19 protein-coding genes are annotated in these 16,621 nt (G+C 48.5%); 12 read left to right on the top strand and 7 right to left on the bottom strand.

Annotation, left to right across the window (positions count from 1 at the left end; all coding sequences use genetic code 11):
- The first annotated feature begins 2 nt into the window (after positions 1 to 2).
- Genes F3H97_RS09615 through F3H97_RS09605 form a run of 3 tightly spaced genes read left to right on the top strand, consistent with a single transcriptional unit; the run spans position 3 to position 2,490 of the window.
- Positions 3 to 494 carry a potassium-transporting ATPase subunit C gene (locus F3H97_RS09615; protein WP_196431242.1) on the top strand — a complete coding sequence of 164 codons (492 nt, stop codon included), beginning with the start codon at positions 3 to 5 and terminating at the stop codon, positions 492 to 494.
- Positions 494 to 1,573 (top strand): universal stress protein, encoded by a 1,080-nt coding sequence (locus F3H97_RS09610; protein ID WP_196431241.1) that lies wholly within the window; start codon positions 494 to 496, stop codon positions 1,571 to 1,573. The genes F3H97_RS09615 and F3H97_RS09610 overlap by 1 nt, the downstream gene beginning before the upstream one ends.
- Positions 1,574 to 1,632: 59 nt before the next feature.
- Positions 1,633 to 2,490 carry an SDR family oxidoreductase gene (locus tag F3H97_RS09605; RefSeq protein ID WP_196431240.1) on the top strand — a complete coding sequence of 286 codons (858 nt, stop codon included), beginning with the start codon at positions 1,633 to 1,635 and terminating at the stop codon, positions 2,488 to 2,490.
- A gap of 38 nt (positions 2,491 to 2,528) precedes the next feature.
- Here F3H97_RS09605 and F3H97_RS09600 read toward each other — a convergent pair whose 3' ends face one another.
- Both F3H97_RS09600 and F3H97_RS09595 read right to left on the bottom strand, forming a co-directional pair.
- Positions 2,529 to 4,061 carry a methyl-accepting chemotaxis protein gene (locus tag F3H97_RS09600; RefSeq protein WP_196431239.1) on the bottom strand — a complete coding sequence of 511 codons (1,533 nt, stop codon included), beginning with the start codon at positions 4,059 to 4,061 and terminating at the stop codon, positions 2,529 to 2,531.
- 130 nt (positions 4,062 to 4,191) lie between these two features.
- Positions 4,192 to 4,833 carry a TVP38/TMEM64 family protein gene (locus F3H97_RS09595; RefSeq protein ID WP_078147622.1) on the bottom strand — a complete coding sequence of 214 codons (642 nt, stop codon included), beginning with the start codon at positions 4,831 to 4,833 and terminating at the stop codon, positions 4,192 to 4,194.
- A 203-nt stretch (positions 4,834 to 5,036) separates the two neighbouring features.
- Here F3H97_RS09595 and F3H97_RS09590 point away from each other — a divergent pair, with 203 nt between their 5' ends.
- Complete coding sequence (locus F3H97_RS09590; protein WP_196431238.1) at positions 5,037 to 6,746, top strand: methyl-accepting chemotaxis protein; 1,710 nt, start codon at positions 5,037 to 5,039, stop codon at positions 6,744 to 6,746.
- 18 nt (positions 6,747 to 6,764) lie between these two features.
- Here F3H97_RS09590 and F3H97_RS09585 read toward each other — a convergent pair whose 3' ends face one another.
- Positions 6,765 to 7,214, bottom strand: coding sequence for a DUF1801 domain-containing protein (locus F3H97_RS09585; protein ID WP_159562934.1), 450 nt, complete (start codon positions 7,212 to 7,214; stop codon positions 6,765 to 6,767).
- A complete protein-coding gene (locus F3H97_RS09580) occupies positions 7,211 to 7,567 on the bottom strand; it encodes a DUF2200 domain-containing protein (protein WP_012727286.1) in 357 nt (118 codons plus the stop codon). Before F3H97_RS09580 ends, F3H97_RS09585 begins: the two co-directional genes overlap by 4 nt.
- Positions 7,568 to 7,682: 115 nt before the next feature.
- Between F3H97_RS09580 and F3H97_RS09575 the strand changes: the two genes are divergently transcribed.
- Both F3H97_RS09575 and F3H97_RS09570 read left to right on the top strand, forming a co-directional pair.
- On the top strand, positions 7,683 to 8,135 hold the full coding sequence (locus F3H97_RS09575) for a MarR family transcriptional regulator (protein WP_196431237.1): 453 nt from the start codon (positions 7,683 to 7,685) through the stop codon (positions 8,133 to 8,135).
- A 13-nt stretch (positions 8,136 to 8,148) separates the two neighbouring features.
- Positions 8,149 to 8,661 (top strand): GNAT family N-acetyltransferase, encoded by a 513-nt coding sequence (locus tag F3H97_RS09570; protein WP_074035808.1) that lies wholly within the window; start codon positions 8,149 to 8,151, stop codon positions 8,659 to 8,661.
- Here F3H97_RS09570 and F3H97_RS09565 read toward each other — a convergent pair.
- Entirely contained in the window at positions 8,658 to 9,323 is a 666-nt protein-coding gene (locus tag F3H97_RS09565) for a haloacid dehalogenase type II (protein ID WP_074035810.1), read from the bottom strand. The genes F3H97_RS09570 and F3H97_RS09565 overlap by 4 nt on opposite strands.
- Before the next feature lie 71 nt (positions 9,324 to 9,394).
- Here F3H97_RS09565 and F3H97_RS09560 point away from each other — a divergent pair, with 71 nt between their 5' ends.
- The 6 genes from F3H97_RS09560 (at position 9,395) to F3H97_RS09535 (ending at position 14,639) form a co-directional block, all read left to right on the top strand.
- Positions 9,395 to 9,988, top strand: coding sequence for an FMN-binding negative transcriptional regulator (locus F3H97_RS09560; protein ID WP_196431236.1), 594 nt, complete (start codon positions 9,395 to 9,397; stop codon positions 9,986 to 9,988).
- A 155-nt stretch (positions 9,989 to 10,143) separates the two neighbouring features.
- On the top strand, positions 10,144 to 11,175 hold the full coding sequence (locus F3H97_RS09555; protein WP_168169901.1) for an iron-siderophore ABC transporter substrate-binding protein: 1,032 nt from the start codon (positions 10,144 to 10,146) through the stop codon (positions 11,173 to 11,175).
- 20 nt (positions 11,176 to 11,195) lie between these two features.
- On the top strand, positions 11,196 to 12,197 hold the full coding sequence (locus F3H97_RS09550; protein WP_370568609.1) for a FecCD family ABC transporter permease: 1,002 nt from the start codon (positions 11,196 to 11,198) through the stop codon (positions 12,195 to 12,197).
- Positions 12,194 to 13,225, top strand: a complete 1,032-nt coding sequence (locus F3H97_RS09545; protein WP_196431234.1) for a FecCD family ABC transporter permease — start codon at positions 12,194 to 12,196, stop codon at positions 13,223 to 13,225. Before F3H97_RS09550 ends, F3H97_RS09545 begins: the two co-directional genes overlap by 4 nt.
- Positions 13,226 to 14,062, top strand: coding sequence for an ABC transporter ATP-binding protein (locus F3H97_RS09540; protein ID WP_196431233.1), 837 nt, complete (start codon positions 13,226 to 13,228; stop codon positions 14,060 to 14,062).
- 178 nt (positions 14,063 to 14,240) lie between these two features.
- Positions 14,241 to 14,639 carry a cytidine deaminase gene (locus F3H97_RS09535; RefSeq protein WP_074035820.1) on the top strand — a complete coding sequence of 133 codons (399 nt, stop codon included), beginning with the start codon at positions 14,241 to 14,243 and terminating at the stop codon, positions 14,637 to 14,639.
- 33 nt (positions 14,640 to 14,672) lie between these two features.
- Here F3H97_RS09535 and F3H97_RS09530 read toward each other — a convergent pair whose 3' ends face one another.
- Entirely contained in the window at positions 14,673 to 15,617 is a 945-nt protein-coding gene (locus F3H97_RS09530) for a peptidoglycan DD-metalloendopeptidase family protein (RefSeq protein ID WP_196431232.1), read from the bottom strand.
- Between the two features lie 76 nt (positions 15,618 to 15,693).
- Positions 15,694 to 16,584: a helix-turn-helix transcriptional regulator gene (locus F3H97_RS09525; protein ID WP_196431231.1), complete on the bottom strand. Its 891-nt coding sequence runs from the start codon at positions 16,582 to 16,584 to the stop codon at positions 15,694 to 15,696.
- Positions 16,585 to 16,621 lie beyond the last annotated feature (37 nt).

Genomic DNA, 16,621 nt, shown 5'->3' with positions numbered 1-16,621 from the left:
GAATGTCTTCTATAAAACAAGCAGGTATCGTCGTCAGTTTGACGATGATCTTATGCGGTGTGGCTTATCCACTCGCTTTAACAGTAGCAGGTCAGGCACTATTTCCGAGTCAAGCTGAAGGTAGTTTGATCGAACGCGATGGTGAACAGATTGGATCAAAGTGGATCGCACAACCTTTCGTTTCGGAAGGTTACTTCCACGGCCGACCAACAGCAGTCGATCAACTCACTGGTCAATCGGGCGGCGATAACATGGCAGAAAGTAATCCGGACCGTCCGAAACACGATCCCGAACTTGCGGGAGCGATTGAGACATCCGGATCTGGACTTGATCCGCATATCTCGATAGAACATGCGATGTTACAAGTCGATCGTATCAGCGACGCACGTTCGATGGCGACGGCTGAAGTCGAAGGCGTCATTCAAAACACGGCTGACGGTGAATCGTACGTCAATGTCTTGATGATGAATCTTGCACTAGATGAGTTGAACTGATGCGAGGCAAACTTCGACTTTATATCGGAGCCGCACCGGGTGTAGGCAAAACGTATAAAATGTTGGCAGATGCACGGGCTCGTCAGCAAGAAGGGGTCTCGGTCATGATTGGATTGATTGAGACACATGGACGAAACGAAACAGAGGCGATGATTGGCGATTTGCCAATCGTCCCTCTTCTTTCGCTATTTTATAAAGGACACGAACTGAAAGAGTTAGACGTCGAGACCATCTTATCGTTTCATCCTGATATCGTCCTCGTTGATGAGTTGGCTCATACGAATGCCCCAGGCTCAGTACGGGCAAAGCGATACCAGGACGTGCAGGTGTTGTTAGAGAACGGAATCAATGTATATGCGGCCGTTAATATTCAGCATTTTGAGAGTCTACTGTTGACCGTGAAAGGCATCACAGGCGTAGAGGTAAGAGAACGGATTCCAGATCTGTTCCTCAATCAGGCTGATGAAATTCTGCTCGTCGATGTGACACCGCAGACGTTACAAGAGCGGATGAGACAAGGGAAGATTTATCGACCGGACAAAATTGAACAAAGTCTGTCGTCATTTTTTACGCTGACCAATCTATCGAGTCTGCGTGAGATTGCGCTTCGACAAGTAGCGGATGAAGTCGATGATCAAGTCTATCGAACCCGAAAAAATGTGGTGTCTGATCCGACGCTCCTCCAAGAGCGGATCATGGTCTGTATTCAGCTCAATGACAATGCGAGACATTTGATCTATCGAGGATTTCGCATGGCGAGTCGACTCAAAGCGAAACTTTATATCTTGTCTGTCCTCCATGGTGAGGAGAGAAAATTGACACCTGAGCAGACTGCCATTCTAAAAGAAGTTCGAGAGCAAGGTGCATCATTCCAGGCAGAAGTGATTGTCTTGAATGTACCGAGGAAAGAACTAACGAAGAGTTTAACGACTACGGCACGAGAAAAACGCATTACCCAATTGATTCTTGGACAATCAGCAAGGACACGCTGGCAAGAAGTCATGCGCGGGTCGATTGTGAATGTCATCATGCGGGAATTGAAGCAGGTGGACATCCATATCGTCTCGGATCAAACGTGACAGGTGTGACGGGTCGTATGAACGGGAAGAGTGAATCATGCGAACAAAGGAGGGGTTTTATGAAATATTTAGTCACAGGAGCAACGGGGAAACTCGGCTCGAAAATTGTAGAGGAACTACTCAAGTCGATTGATGCGAGTGAGCTCGCTGTAAGTGTACGGAATCCGGAGAAGGCGGCGTCTCTTAAAGAGCGTGGCGTTGATGTGCGACATGGTGATTTTGATCAGCCAGACACACTCGATGAAGCGTTCAAAGGTGTCGAGCGTCTTTTGATCATCTCGGCAGATGGCGATAACGATACGCGGATTCGTCAACATACGAACGCGGTTGAGGCGGCGAAACGGGCAGGTGTTTCATTCATTGCCTACACGAGTCTAGCCGATGCGACAGACAGTGAGAACTTGATGGCACCTCCACATGTCGTCACAGAGGAAGCGATTGTCGAGTCCGGTATTCCGCATGCGTTCTTACGGAACAACTGGTACTTAGAGAACGAGTTATCAAGTATTCAAGCGGTAATTGACGGGGCGCCATGGATCACGGCGGCTCGGGACGGTAAAGTCGGTTGGGCTCTACAACAAGATTATGCGGAAGCCGCATCGAATGTTCTGTTAAAAGAACAACAAGACAATGCGGTCTATGAACTATCAGGACCACTTCATACCCAGCAAGATCTTGTAGACGCGCTCAGTGAAGTGTTAGGTCGTGAAGTGATGATGCAGGAGTTGAGTCTCGAGGCATACGAAGAGACGATGCGCGGGGCTGGATTGCCAGAAGAAGTCGTTGCGATTCTTGCGGGGATTCAGCGAAGCATTCGTCAAGGAACGCTCGAAATTCATGAGAGTGACTTCGAACCGGTTCTCGGACGCCCGGTCACACCTCTTCAAGAAGGAATTCGTCAATTGCTCGACCGATAAGTAAAATGCCCTCGACCACTTGGTCGAGGGCATTTGTGTTAGGCGCGAGTGGCGTGATCCTCGAGTTGAGTCGTCACGTCTTCAAGCGAATTCGCGGTTAGAGCGAGTCGGTCCGACATCGAGCTGAGTTCTTTTTGAATGGCGACTTGCTCTTCCGTTGCTGCGGCAACATGGTGAATCTGTTGTTGAAGTTCATTCGCCGCATATTTCGTCGATTCAAGTCGTGTTTCGAGTGCTTCCATCTGTGTCGTGACCCGCTGGCGTGTCTCTTGAATCGAAGCAATTTGTTCGTCGATTTCTGATACATCTTCTGTAAGACGGCCAAAGACAGCCGTCACATCGTTCGTGACAGTTTGACAGTTTTCGGTCGCTTGTTTGAAAAGATGCGCTGATTTGGATACGACGGTCGTATCTTCCATCAATCCACCGAGGACTCGGGTCATCTCGGATGCATATTCACGCGATTGGACAGCGAGTTTCCCGACTTCGGAGGCGACAACGGCGAATCCTCGTCCAGCCTCACCGGCACGAGCCGCTTCAATAGATGCATTCAAGGCGAGCATGTTCGTCTGTTCACTGATCGAACCGACTTGTTGCAAGATTCCTTGGATTTCATTTGAACGATTCGACATCGTCGCAACAATCCGGTCGAGTTGTTCCGATTCGGTAATGATTTCTTGTACTTTTGTTTCCATTAGTCGCATGTCTTTGTTCCCAGCAAGGGCATCTTTAGCGATGCGCGAGGATGCTGCGGCCGTTTGGGCCATTCGTTCTTGAATGAGCGCTGTCAAAGACCGAATCGAGTGAATTTCATCTGCCCCTTGCACCATGGAGGCTTGTTGGGATGAAGCATGCGCGACAATCGGGTCGACCGTGACAGCGATTTGCTCACCAGATTCAAGAGACTGGTTAGCGGCAGATTCAAGCTCTTCGGCGTGACTGTTTAACGATTGAACGAGGGCGCTGACATCATGAATCGCTTGTTGTAACAACTGTCGTGTTTCTTGCTCCTGTGCCTCGGCATGTTGCGTCTCGTTATTACGGAAGTGTATTTGGGCGACAAGCACAACACTCAGAAGAATCAAGTACACGGCATGGACGAGTAGTAAACTGAACGGATATTCGCTCGTTCCACAAATCATCTCAGGGATTAAAAAGTATCCGACTAGATGTTGCACAGCAAAGATTCCGGCACTATACAAAATCAAGTCGATGCGACGCATGAACGACAAAATCGCCAAGACGACAAAAATGGAGAAGTGATATTCAACAAGTCCTTGTCCTCCAGCAACGGTCGAGATGCTTGCGAAGGTGAGTGTCAGCATCATCCAATAAGGAAATGCTACGGATTCTCGCTTAACTGTGACGATCATCATTCCAAAGAAGACGATTGGAAGGGCGAACAAGACCCATGTTACTCCGGGGTACACGTAACCGTCCGCACCGTTTCGCAGAACCGTATACGCATAGGCAAAGTCCGTGAAACGATGTAGCAAATGGACAACAACCGACGTCATCACAATCAATAACGTTGTCAACAACATCAACTGATTTCTTTTGATCAAACTCATCATTCTTTCCTCACATTCTCGTGTTCATTTGTTGTAGCTCTATACATATCGGATGAATAGTATAGAAGTTTATATGAATTACATGTTCAAGGCACAAAAAAAAGAGCATAATGCTCTCTCTCATAAAATTTCAATTCAATCCAAGCCATTTTTTAACCGGTTCTCGGAAGATGTACGTCACGACAATCAAGCCGACGAAGACGAGCGCGGCAATGAAAATCGTGGTGACACTGCCTGAGGCGAGGCTCGCCCCGAGGAAGCTGTAGGCGAACGTACCTGGGATCATGCCGAGCACGGTCGCCGGTACGAAGGCGCGGAAGCGAACACGTGAGATTCCACCGGCATAACTAAGTAAGTCGAAACTGACGAGCGGGATGAGCCGGAGGACAAATACATATAAAAAGCCACGACGCTCCATTTGTGTGAACAGTTTCTCTGACCATGGATAGCGGTCGACGTTGATGACTGAGCGTCCGAAAAAACGCCCCATCACATAACCGGTCGTCGCAGCAGCAGTTGCACCAATAATGATATAGAGGACACCTGGCCATACGCCGAACGCGAGTCCGGCTCCGAGCGAGAGGACGGATGTCGGTAAAAATGCGACCGGACCGATGGCATAAAGAAAAATAAAGAAGAGTGGACCCCAAAATCCGAATGACAAGACGATGTCCCGGATGTCAGACGGACGCAACTCATAGTGGAAATGGGTGATATAGAACAAAGATCCAAACACGAGAAGAAAGAGTGTGAGTTTGAGTGGTCGTGACAAGTTGTCCGCTCCTTTCGTAACCGAATGTATCTGATGTTATTATACTGCATCTCCATGCAACATAAATGCGAGCCGGCTTACAAAAGGTGTAACGAGATGGAGCAAAGAGGCAGCTATCCGAATCGAAACTTAGGTCAATGCTTTCTAAACATTGCTTCATTTTTCACAAATTCGACACGATAAATAGAATGGGAGGGAAAATGATGAAAAATTTAAGCATGTCTAAGAAGTTTACCGTATTGATTTCATTATTCGTTGTGACACTCGTCATGATTTCAATGTTAAGTCATGTGTTGATTGGAAGAATGGCTGATGCCGGAGAAAAGATATACGAAGAGAGATTGATTCCGATTCGTGCCATTGGACAGTTGAGAACCGATAATCGTGCAATCGACAGTCACTTGTTAGAACTAATGTTGACGACCGAAAGTGCTCGAAATGAAGAGTTACAAAAAAATATTGAAGAGCGTCGGGAGAGTATGGTTACCGATCTCGAAGTATTTAATGATTCGATTTCGACAGAAGATCCTGAATTAATGAGTCGAATCGAAAAGTTGAATGAGGAGACGAACGCATATTTGGAAAGCATAGACGTCGTATTGCAACCTGCATTACGAAATGAAAATGAATCTGCTTACCGACAATATGGAACAGAATTACGACCAATTCGACTTGCGCTTGTTGAGACAGCGAAAGAAGTTATGGATCAGTTGAATGTGGATGCGGAAACGGCCAGTGATACGATGCGGTCTGATCGAGAGCGTGCTGTGTTTATCTTTTGGGGTCTTGTCATTTTGGGAGCTGCGCTTTCAATTGGATTAGGCGTCTACATCACGCGCCTTGTGGTTGGTCCGGTGAAAGAATTGAACGTATTGATGAGTCGTGCCGGTGAAGGGGATTTGACAGTCAATAGCACATACACATCACGCGATGAAATCGGGGCGCTCGCACAGTCATTCAATCAGATGAAAGAAAGTTTACGAGAGTTGATTGGTGGAGTGACTTCGACTGCTGGGCGTGTGGCGACTTCATCGGACGATTTGAAAAATAACGTAGAAGAAACGACAAAAGCGACAGAGATGGTAGCTGTGACGATGGAAGAAATCGCTTCGGGTTCACTCCATCAGTTGAAACGGGTCAAGTCTTCAAATGGTACCCTTTCAGAATTGACGAATGGCATTCACCAAGTCTCTGATCGTGCTCAACAGATGACTGTATTATCGGAAGGGGCATTGGACAAAGTACAATCAGGGAATGAGCTAATCGAAACGCTTGAACATCAGCTTGAAGCGATGAATGAAAAAGTGAAGACGTTGCAACAAGTCATTGAGCAGCTTAATACTCGTTCTCAAGAGATTGGTACAATCAGTGGGACCATTTCAGGAATTGCAGAGCAAACGAACTTACTTGCATTAAATGCAGCAATCGAGGCAGCGCGCGCAGGAGATCAGGGACGTGGGTTTGCAGTCGTTGCTGCAGAAGTACGAAAACTTGCGGAAGAATCAGCCGATGCGACCAAACAAATTTCCTCTCTAATTCATCATACACAGACAGAAACAAAGCATGCCGTAGAGACGATGCATGTCGTAGAAGGTGATATGGGACAGAGTGTGACGAACGTGCGGCAGACAGGTGTTGCGTTTGATGAAATTAAAGTGGCCATTGAAGAAGTCGGGCAACAAATAGAAGAAGTGTCCAGTGCTGTACAAGAAATGGCGGCGGGAGCGACAGAAGTGTTGAACTCTGTGAATGAGATTCAAGGAATTACTGAATCGACTGCCACAGAAACAGAGAACACATCAGCAGCTACTGAAGAACAGATGGCATCAATGGAAGAAATTACGGCAGCCGCTCAAGAATTATCGAATATGGCGGATGAGATGCGAGAGATGACGAATCGATTTACTGTGTAAATGAAAAGAGTCCGAAAATTAGTCGGACTCTTTTTTATTATTTCGTTGTCCTTCGTAGTGCTGAATCCATTCCTCGACAGTCATCTTCTCGACGAGTTCTCCGACCAAGTCAAACGGGATTCGCTTCACGTTATTGAAACGGATACAGCTTTTCCCCATATCAAGTTTCGTCGGGACACGACTCGCATACTCCCGTTCGAACCAAGCGAGTAGTTCAGGGTCGGCGTAAATGCCCATGTGATACAGTCCGACATGGCGCTTTTGCGCGATTACACTGATAAACGGTAGTGGCGTCCCCGGTGTGACATGATACCCGGACGGATATCGATCGAGTGGAACGACGTAATGGACACCATGTCCGTCCGTCGTTTTTTCAAATCCGCCAGGTAAATGATCATCGATGACCTCGAGCAGATGAATAAATGAATCGAGCCGTGCCTCGTCGACGAGTGCCGTCACATCCATCATGATTCGCCTCCTCGTAAGATCTTCTCCATTTTCTTTCCTTTTGCCAACTCATCGATGAGTTTGTCCAAATAACGGATCTCACGCATGAGTGGTTCTTCAACGTTCTCGACACGAACCCCACAGACGACACCTTTGATGAGGGCGCGGTCTTCATTCAGACGAGGTGCTGAAGCGAAAAACGTATCAAAATCGACTTGATTGGCTATCTGACGTTCGAGTCCGGTCTCATCGTAACCGGTCAACCATTCGATGATGGTGTCGACTTCTTCCTTCGTCCGTCCTTTGCGTTCGGCTTTGGCGACGTAGAGTGGATAAACGCTCGCGAAACTCGTGGTATAGATTCGGTGACCCATCTTTCATTCATCTCCTTCTTAGCGAAAATTCTTACTTCCATTCTCTCACAAATTACGATACGCTTATATAAAGTATTTTGTTGCATTTGCAACAAAAAAGCAGAGGTGTCTCATGATGCATGACCATTTACGAGAGATCGGGATGATTGCGCGTGCCCTCGATTCAATCAGCAACATTGAATTCAAGGCACTCGGTTTAGAAAAAGGGAAGTACTTGTACATCGTTAGGATTTTTGAACACCCAGGTATCATTCAAGAACGGCTAGCAGAGTTGATTAAGGTAGACAGGACGACCGCCGCACGTGCCATCAAGAAACTGGAGCAAGAAGGATGGATTGAGAGGCGACCAGATCTTGATAATCAGAAAATCAGACGTTTATACGTGACGGAGAAAGGAGAGGTATTGTACCCGCTCATCATTCGCGAACACGAATATTCTACATCGGTCGCATTATCAGGATTCGACGAGAAAGAAAGTGAGGAGTTGTTACGCCTTTTGGAAAAAGTACGACGTAATGTTGAAACAGATTGGACCGAAGTGAAGAAAGGCAAGTATCGAGAATACTGAGAGGAGCGAGAACATGATTGAAATCTCAAAAGTGACAGACGTAGAAGCCTTACGTCACATTAGCATCCAGACATTTACGGAGACGTTCGCACGTCACAACACAGAAGAACATTTGAACGCTTACTTAGAAAAAGCGTATGCGCCTGAGCAGTTGCAGCATGAGTTGGCACATCCTGATTCTTATTTTTATTTTGCACATGTAAAAGGTGAGTTGGCAGGCTATTTGAAAGTGAACGTACGCGATGCTCAATCTGAACCGATGGGCGAAGATGCGATTGAAATCGAACGAATCTACGTATTAGAAGCATTTCAAGGTCAAGGGGTGGGGAAAGCGTTATTTACTCAAGCAACCGAATTGACGAAGGAACTACACAAACGAAAGATGTGGCTCGGCGTATGGGAACACAATGAAAGAGCGATTCAATTTTATCGACGAAACGGGTTCGGACAAACGGGTGTCCACACATTCTTTATGGGAGAGGATGCACAAAACGACCTCATTTTCATGAGGCCGTTCACGGACTAAAGCCATTCTGACAAGTTGTTCAAGTTCGGATAGATGGCATCTGGTTCTATATCAAATGCTTCAAATGGTAAGTCATTCCGATTGATCCAGACCGCATGGAAGCCAAAGTTTTTCGCCCCGGCGATGTCCCATCCGTTCGACGATAAGAAGAGCACCTCGTCACGACGAAGACCAGACGTTTTGAACCAATTCATGTAGGCGGCAGGCGTCGGTTTAGGTTGTTTGATGCCGTCGACGCTGACAACCTCATCAAAATAATCGGTGAGACCGGCGTTGTGAAGCAATGCCTTAAGCATCTCGTCCGTCCCGTTTGAGAGAATGACGGTCTTCACGTCATGCATCTCTTTTAGGACCGATTCGATCTCCTTATACGGGGTGAGGTGCGCATACGATGCAGTCAGACGTTGTTCGATTTCCTTTGTGAATGGTGCGTCATGCACGGCTAATGCGTAACGGAGTGCGTCCCGGGTCACTGTATCGAAATCTTCATAGCGTCCCATCATGTGCCGCCAAAAGAAATACTCAAGTTGTTTCGTCCGCCACACTTGGCTGATGGCTGCTCCCTTTTCAGGGAACTCTTGTTCACAGGCATCCTTCACCGAATGGACGTCGAATAAGGTGCCGTATACGTCAAAGACGATGGCTTTAATCGTTGGTTTCATAAATAACATCCCTCCTTCTGTGTCGTTATACCCGTCTTGTTCAGAATATAATAGGAGAAAGGGGGTTCGACATGTATATTCCAAAACAATATTCCGTCACAGAGCGAGCAGAGATTTATACATTTCTTCATGCCAATCCGTTCGGCACGATTGTGACGCATGACGGGGATAAGCCGATTGCGACGCACGTCCCGTTACGATTCGATGAGGCGAACGGTCAACTGACGACCCATGTCGCAAAAGCGAATCCGCAGTGGCGAACAATTGAAGATCAAACCGTTCTTGTCATCTTTCAAGGACCAAGTGCTTACGTGTCAGCGTCATGGTATGGCCATGAGGACGTCTCGACATGGAACTATCAAGCCATACACGTGTATGGACGTGCGACGATTCTCAATGAAAGCGAGTTGGTTGAGGAACTAGCCGGATTACTTCACGAGCATGAAGGCGAACGTGAGCATGCGGTGCGTTGGGATGCATTATCCGAACCGGTGAAGCGACAAATGAACGGTGTCGTCGGGTTTCGGATCGACATCACCGATATGCAGGCGACGTTCAAGTTAAGCCAAAACCGAAACGACGTGGACCATGAACGGATCGTATCGGAGCTTGAAAAACAAGATGAACCGATCGCGGACGTCATGCGACAACATCGAAAGTCCTGATAAACCTGTCCTAAAACGACAGGTTTTTTCATTTTTCTATATCGAATAGCAGTTGACACGAAGGAATAGCAAGTCTATACTCATAACTGATAATGATTATCAGTATCGAGAAAATAGAGAAGTTGAAAAAGGAGAAGAAACACGTGAACAAGACAATGAAGAAGTGGTTACATATGTTTATTTTTGCTTCAGCGTTTGCACTCATCTTAGCCGGCTGTGGTTCGGAAGAAGCTGAGAACGCTTCCACGAACGAAGGGACGGAAGAGTCAGCAGAAGGATATCCAATCACAATCGAGCATGCGTTCGGTGAGACTGTCATCGAAGAAAAACCAGAGCGTGTCGCAACGATTTCGTGGGGAAACCATGACGTCGCACTTGCACTCGATGTCGTACCGGTCGGATTTTCAGCTGCGAACTACGGTGTCCAAGATGATAGCGGGATGCTCCCATGGACAGCAGAGAAGTTGACAGCGCTTGGCGAAGAGAACCCGAACATCTATCAAGACACGGACGGATTAGACTTTGAAGCAATCGCAGATTCAAATCCCGATGTCATCTTGGCCGCCTACTCAGGCATCACGCAAGAAGACTATGACACGCTTAGCCAAATCGCACCGGTCGTGGCATATCAAGAAACACCTTGGGTCACCTCATGGCAAGACATGGTTCGTTATGACTCACTCGCAATGGGACTTGGTGAAGAAGGCGAACAGTTAATCAAAGACACGGAGCAGTTGATTACTGACAAAGCGACAGCCGTTCCTGAGATTGCTGGAAAGAAAGCCGCTTTCGTCTCGATGAGCGCAGAAGATCTTTCAAAATTCTATATCTATACAACAGGTGATCCTCGTGGTGCCTTCATCGAAGAACTCGGCATGGAGTACCCACAAAACATTGTCGACGAAGCTGAAAAAGCAAATAGCTTCTATCTCGAGCTCAGCAAAGAGAACGCCGACATTTTGAACGACGTCGACATCTTCGTCACATACGGAAATGAAGACACGTTGAAGGCGCTTCAAGCAGACCCGCTCTACAGTAAAGTACCAGCCATCGAACGCGGATCGGTCGTATTGATTGAAGACAATACGCCACTCGCAGCGGCTGGAACACCGACGCCACTCTCGATTGAATATACGATTGATGAGTACGTTTCACGCGTATCGGATGCCCTTGCGAAAGTAAAATGATGCAAAATCAGGTGAAACAGATGCATACCCCGAAGTACTTCCCGCTCCTGTTAGTTGGGACGCTCGTACTGACGGTGCTATGCATCGTGGCATCCCTTGCCTTCGGCTCTCGAACAGTCGGGTGGAATGAACTGCTGGACGGTTTATTCCGTCCGGCTGTTCAGTCGTATGAGGCAGATATTGTCCGGGAGCGGGTCGTCCGGACAATTTTCAGTTTTATGTGTGGCGCAGCACTCGGTGTGGCGGGTGCACTCATGCAGTCGGTGACGCGTAACCCAATCGCTGACCCGAGTATTCTTGGGGTCAACACGGGAGCAGCGCTCGCCGTCGTCATCGGCATCGCATTCTTCAACATCGCGACGGCGAGTGCGTTCATCTGGTTTGCGCTCGTTGGGGCGCTATTGACGGCCATTTTCGTTTTCGGCATCGGTTCACTCGGAAGGGGAGGGGCGACCCCGCTCAAACTCGTCTTGGCGGGAGCGGCGACAAGTGCAGCATTATCGTCGCTCGTCATGGCTCTTATGATTCCACGCTCAAACGTCATGGACCAGTTCCGCTTTTGGCAAGTAGGGAGTGTCGGTGCGGGAAATCTGGATTCGATTTATACATTTTTACCGTTTCTTCTAATCGGTCTCGTGATTGCGGTAGTGACCGCACCTTCCTTGAACGCACTTGCGCTCGGGGAGGAGATGGCGAAGAGTCTTGGTGTTCGGACGGGGACATTGAAGTTGACCGCCTCGTTCGCAGGCGTGATTCTGTGTGGGGCTGCGACTGCACTCGCTGGACCGATTGGGTTTATCGGACTTCTCGCCCCACATTTGATTCGACTCGTGCTCGGTCCTGACCAACGCTACCTCATGCCGATGTCTGCCTTAGCAGGTGCCATCATCTTGACCTTCTCGGATGTCATGGGACGTTTGCTTGGAAGTCCGGGTGAACTTGAGGTCGGGATTGTGACGGCGTTCATCGGGGCACCGATCTTGATTCTATTGACAATGAAAGTGAAAGTAAGAGGACTATGATGCAACCAGCGATTGAACAAATCAGACAAGGTCGCATGAAGCGACGCCGTCGCTATGTCGGGATGACGCTTCTTTTGACCATCATAGCGGTAGCATTGAGCGGGTTGATGCTCATGTTGGGCAATACGATTTATCCGGTTCAGGATGTCATCCGCGTCTTGCTCGGGGAAGACGTAAAAGGGGCGACGTTCGCCGTTGAAGTATTGCGTCTACCACGTATGCTCGCTGGTGTCTTTGCCGGTGCAGCATTTGGTACCGCGGGAACGATTTTCCAAACGATGCTTCGAAATCCGCTTGCCAATCCAAATGTCATTGGGATCACAACGGGGTCCAGTGCGGCGGCTGTCTTCTGTATCGTCGTCCTACAATCGAGTGAAGCGATAATCTCGATCGCTTCGATTATCGGTGGGCTCGTCACCGTGCTGGTCATCTATTTTCTATCCAAAGGGGCGGCTTTCTCCATCGGTCGTTTGGTGTTAGTTGGAATTGGGATTCAAGCGATGCTAACAGCCGTCATCAATTATCTATTGCTCATCAGCCGACAAAACGATGTCGCGATGGCGATGCGGTGGTTGACAGGAAGTTTAAATGGGGCGAAACTTGAGGAGTTGCCACCTTTAATCATCACGGTACTCATCTGTTTACCGATTGTACTGTTACTCACCCGTCAGCTTGAAATGCTCGAGCTCGGAGAAATGGCGGCGACAGGGCTTGGCATCAACACGAACCAGACCAGACTTCTACTCATTGTGGCGGCAGTATTCATGCTCGCCCTTGCAACAGCGACAACGGGACCGATTGCGTTTATTGCCTTCTTGGCAGGACCGATTGCCAAACGGCTCGTCGGAACGAGCCACGCGGGAATCTTGCCGGCAGCGCTTGTCGGCATCATCTTAGTACTAGCGGCCGACCTCGTCGGACAATTCGCCTTCACGGCACGCTATCCGGTCGGTGTCATCACCGGCATCATCGGCGCGCCTTATCTCTTATACTTGTTGATCCGGATGAACCAGAAAGGGGACTTCTAAATGGCATCCATTATGAAAGTGGAACATCTCACCTCAGGATACGAGGACAAGATGATTTTGAACGATATCAGCCTTGAAATTCCGAGCAATCAAATCAGCATCATCATCGGTGCGAACGGTTGCGGGAAGTCGACACTCCTGAAGACGATGGCACGCCTCATCAAACCGACTGCCGGTCAAGTGACGCTTTACGATAAGCCGATTTCGAAAATGGCACCGAAAAAGCTAGCGCGTGTCCTCGGGATGTTGCCACAGTCCCCGGTCGTACCGGAAGGAATCACGGTCGCCGATCTTGTCGGTCGTGGTCGTTACCCGCATCAATCGTTCTTAAAGGGGTGGACGAAAGCCGATTACGAAGCTGTCGCCGAGGCGATGGAGATGATGAACATTACGGAGTTCGCGGATCGTCCCATCGACGAGTTGTCAGGCGGACAGCGCCAACGCGTCTGGATTGCGATGGCACTGGCTCAACAGACGGACGTGCTCTTTTTAGACGAGCCGACGACGTATCTCGATATCACGTATCAGGTCGAGATTCTCGATTTGTTGACGGACTTGAATCGAAAGTACGGGACGACAATTGTCATGGTGTTGCACGATATCAACTTGTCGGCACGTTATGCGGACTATATCTTCGCGCTTGACAAAGGGAAGTTGATTGCCGAAGGGAAGCCATCGAACGTCATCACGTGTGATTTGATCCATCGTGTCTTCAACCTCCGCTGTTCGGTCATGTGTGACCCGGTATCGGGTTCACCTTCCGTTATTCCGATTGGGCGTCATCACGTGCAGACTGAAACGGAAGAGGCGGCTGTCGCGCAGCTTGAATTGGTGTGACCACGTATAGAGAGTCAAGAAGGGGCGAGCGCTCCTTCTTTTTTTGTTTATCCATGAAAGCGTTTGTAAAAAGTCATTGACTTCTCTTTGAGGCGGGTGTATGCTATAAATCCTGCCCAAAATGAGAGGCACGGGGACTGGCATCAGTTCATTCGATATTCGAGAGGAATGACTTAAGATGAACCAACAACAATTAGTCGAGCGCGCACGCCAATTGAAAGACAATGCGTATTCACCATATTCGAAGTTCCGCGTCGGTGCGGCACTTCTCATGAAAGACGGTACGGTCATCGACGGCGTCAACGTCGAGAACGTCTCGTTCGGAGCAACGAACTGTGCGGAGCGTACGGCCATCTTCACAGCGGTCGCTCAAGGATACAAAAAAGGTGACTTCGAAGCGGTTGCCGTGTCTGGGGACACGGAAGACTTCTTGCCACCATGTAGCATCTGCCGCCAAGTCATGGTCGAGTTCGGCGATCCTGACTTCAAAGTACTCCTCACGAACGGCAACGCCGATGTGAAAGAAGTGACGCTTGGAGAACTTGTCCCGCTCGCGTTCACTGATTTGGATATGTGATGTTGAACCCCCTCAGATTCCTGAGGGGTTTTCTTATCCAAAAAAGCGAAAAAATAATCGCGGAATGGCTTGAACAACATAAAGGAGCAGTTCTGAAAAATCGAGGGCTGCAATCCCATACGACCATCCTTCTTCCTCGCGGGAAGTGACTACTTTTCCACGCATAGGTCGCAATCGACCTTTCCATTGAATCGGGAGGGCGGTCGCGCTGTCCACATCCGGGTGATACATGACACGCATATGCAAGCGTGGCTCAGGCGTAATTCCGGAGCGCCCACAGCGCCCAATCAACTGTTTGGTTTTGACCGTATCTCCCACATTCACGGCAATGGAACCATTCTCAAGATGGGCGAGAAGGCAATATTCATCGTTCGCATGTTGAATGATGACGTGATTACCGAATGGATGATCAGCATCTAGTTCGTCTGACAACCCATCCACGACTTGATGAATCGTCCCGTGTAATGGAGCAATCACTCGTTCCCCAAACGCATACGAGCCGTCCATCCCGATTTTTCTACGATTGTAAGGTTGTTGCTCTTGTGTTTTCAAAAAGTCATAGCCATCACGCTTTTTTCGGGTTGGATCATGATGATAAGTTCCGAGGGTTGTCCCTTCGGAGACGACGAACCACTCTTCTTTGAATGGGAGATGGTATTTGTTTTTCGTGAAAGGATTAGTCTCCTTTGAAGAGGATGTGACAGTCATCTGAATGGATGCGATCTCATTCGCGTGATTGAATCGGACGTACAATAACTTTTCTTTTCGAGAATCCGACCATAAGACATACCGATTCCCGTTCAACACCATTTCATTGAGCAGGCGATAGCGCCGAATGCCGTGATGGAAAGCGGACGCCTGCCGATGAAAGGCATCCATGGAATACTGAGATTTGAATGAGTCGCTCGTCTGATGATAAATGTCATCGAACTGACCCGATTTGAATAGTTGGATGAACTGTTTGTACGCGTGACGCATATCTATACCGCCTTTGTTGAGTGTTGGTTATTATACGGACGAAAATTTATAAATGTTTCGTGATCATCACCAAAAATTACATATATCGCTGCATCAAGCGCTCTGCATGCTCCTTCATCATCTCCCGCAATGCGCTTGGCGCTTTGACCTCCACTTCCGCTCCGGCTTTCAATAGCTGCCTCGACAAAAATGACAGCTCTTCTTTCGGGACTTCCCACTCATTCCATTCATCGATATCGGGTAATACATCTTCAAGCAAACGGCGACCGAGTGGGGTGAGGTCGAGTCGAACGGTCACACCGTCTCGTTCATCACTTGTCTGCAATACGCTCATCAAATCCTCGGACTCAAACGGTTCCTCAAGCACGTGGACCGCCTCGATGCGATCAATTCGATATTGCCGAAGCCCCAGTTCGGAGAGCCCGAAGACGTACCACTTCAAATCAAGGAGTGCCATACCGACTGGTGCGACGGTGAACGTGCGTTGCCCGTTCGTCGTCCGATAGGTCATCTTCATCTTGGTTCGACGTTCGACCGCCTGATAGATTTCTTTCGTGAAAGGCGATTTGGGAATTTGTTTGTTCCCGAGCCACAGGATGTTTCGCTCCAATCGACTAATCTTCTCTGCGAGGTCGTGCGGCAACTCGTTCACATACCAGTCGGACAATGTACTTCGTATATCCCCAAATGGCACGTCAGGGATGTGTTCCATCCATTTGAGCGTGAGATAGAGCGCGACGGCTTCTTGTTCGCGGAGATGGAGCGGGGGCAATAAACGATTCGGCAACATCTCATATCCTCCACCGATTCCAGGTACGCTCCAAATCGGATAACCGAGCTCTTCGAGCGATAGCATGTCCCGTTGAATCGTCCGGACGGAGGCGCCTGTCTCCTGAGCCAGTTCTTCAGCCGTGAAGCGTCGTCCATGATTGAGTAGTCGAATCAATTGTAAATGTCTTTTTCTCATTCGAATCATTCCCGTCATCTTTTGTCGTGTTTATTGA

This window comes from Exiguobacterium sp. SRB7LM, assembly GCF_015712685.1.
Classification (GTDB): domain Bacteria; phylum Bacillota; class Bacilli; order Exiguobacteriales; family Exiguobacteriaceae; genus Exiguobacterium; species Exiguobacterium profundum.
Note: the sequence above shows the minus strand (reverse complement) of the source record. Positions and strands in the feature narration are given on the sequence as shown.

What these genes read in the sequence shown, in the direction of transcription:
- F3H97_RS09615 (WP_196431242.1), top strand. Translation starts at nt 3, where the DNA reads ATGTCTTCTATAAAACAAGCAGGTATCGTCGTCAGTTTGACGATGATC.
- F3H97_RS09610 (WP_196431241.1), top strand. Translation starts at nt 494, where the DNA reads ATGCGAGGCAAACTTCGACTTTATATCGGAGCCGCACCGGGTGTAGGC.
- F3H97_RS09605 (WP_196431240.1), top strand. Translation starts at nt 1,633, where the DNA reads ATGAAATATTTAGTCACAGGAGCAACGGGGAAACTCGGCTCGAAAATT.
- F3H97_RS09600 (WP_196431239.1), bottom strand. Translation starts at nt 4,061, where the DNA reads ATGAGTTTGATCAAAAGAAATCAGTTGATGTTGTTGACAACGTTATTG.
- F3H97_RS09590 (WP_196431238.1), top strand. Translation starts at nt 5,037, where the DNA reads ATGAAAAATTTAAGCATGTCTAAGAAGTTTACCGTATTGATTTCATTA.
- F3H97_RS09585 (WP_159562934.1), bottom strand. Translation starts at nt 7,214, where the DNA reads ATGATGGATGTGACGGCACTCGTCGACGAGGCACGGCTCGATTCATTT.
- F3H97_RS09580 (WP_012727286.1), bottom strand. Translation starts at nt 7,567, where the DNA reads ATGGGTCACCGAATCTATACCACGAGTTTCGCGAGCGTTTATCCACTC.
- F3H97_RS09575 (WP_196431237.1), top strand. Translation starts at nt 7,683, where the DNA reads ATGCATGACCATTTACGAGAGATCGGGATGATTGCGCGTGCCCTCGAT.
- F3H97_RS09570 (WP_074035808.1), top strand. Translation starts at nt 8,149, where the DNA reads ATGATTGAAATCTCAAAAGTGACAGACGTAGAAGCCTTACGTCACATT.
- F3H97_RS09565 (WP_074035810.1), bottom strand. Translation starts at nt 9,323, where the DNA reads ATGAAACCAACGATTAAAGCCATCGTCTTTGACGTATACGGCACCTTA.
- F3H97_RS09560 (WP_196431236.1), top strand. Translation starts at nt 9,395, where the DNA reads ATGTATATTCCAAAACAATATTCCGTCACAGAGCGAGCAGAGATTTAT.
- F3H97_RS09555 (WP_168169901.1), top strand. Translation starts at nt 10,144, where the DNA reads ATGAAGAAGTGGTTACATATGTTTATTTTTGCTTCAGCGTTTGCACTC.
- F3H97_RS09550 (WP_370568609.1), top strand. Translation starts at nt 11,196, where the DNA reads ATGCATACCCCGAAGTACTTCCCGCTCCTGTTAGTTGGGACGCTCGTA.
- F3H97_RS09545 (WP_196431234.1), top strand. Translation starts at nt 12,194, where the DNA reads ATGATGCAACCAGCGATTGAACAAATCAGACAAGGTCGCATGAAGCGA.
- F3H97_RS09540 (WP_196431233.1), top strand. Translation starts at nt 13,226, where the DNA reads ATGGCATCCATTATGAAAGTGGAACATCTCACCTCAGGATACGAGGAC.
- F3H97_RS09535 (WP_074035820.1), top strand. Translation starts at nt 14,241, where the DNA reads ATGAACCAACAACAATTAGTCGAGCGCGCACGCCAATTGAAAGACAAT.
- F3H97_RS09530 (WP_196431232.1), bottom strand. Translation starts at nt 15,617, where the DNA reads ATGCGTCACGCGTACAAACAGTTCATCCAACTATTCAAATCGGGTCAG.
- F3H97_RS09525 (WP_196431231.1), bottom strand. Translation starts at nt 16,584, where the DNA reads ATGAGAAAAAGACATTTACAATTGATTCGACTACTCAATCATGGACGA.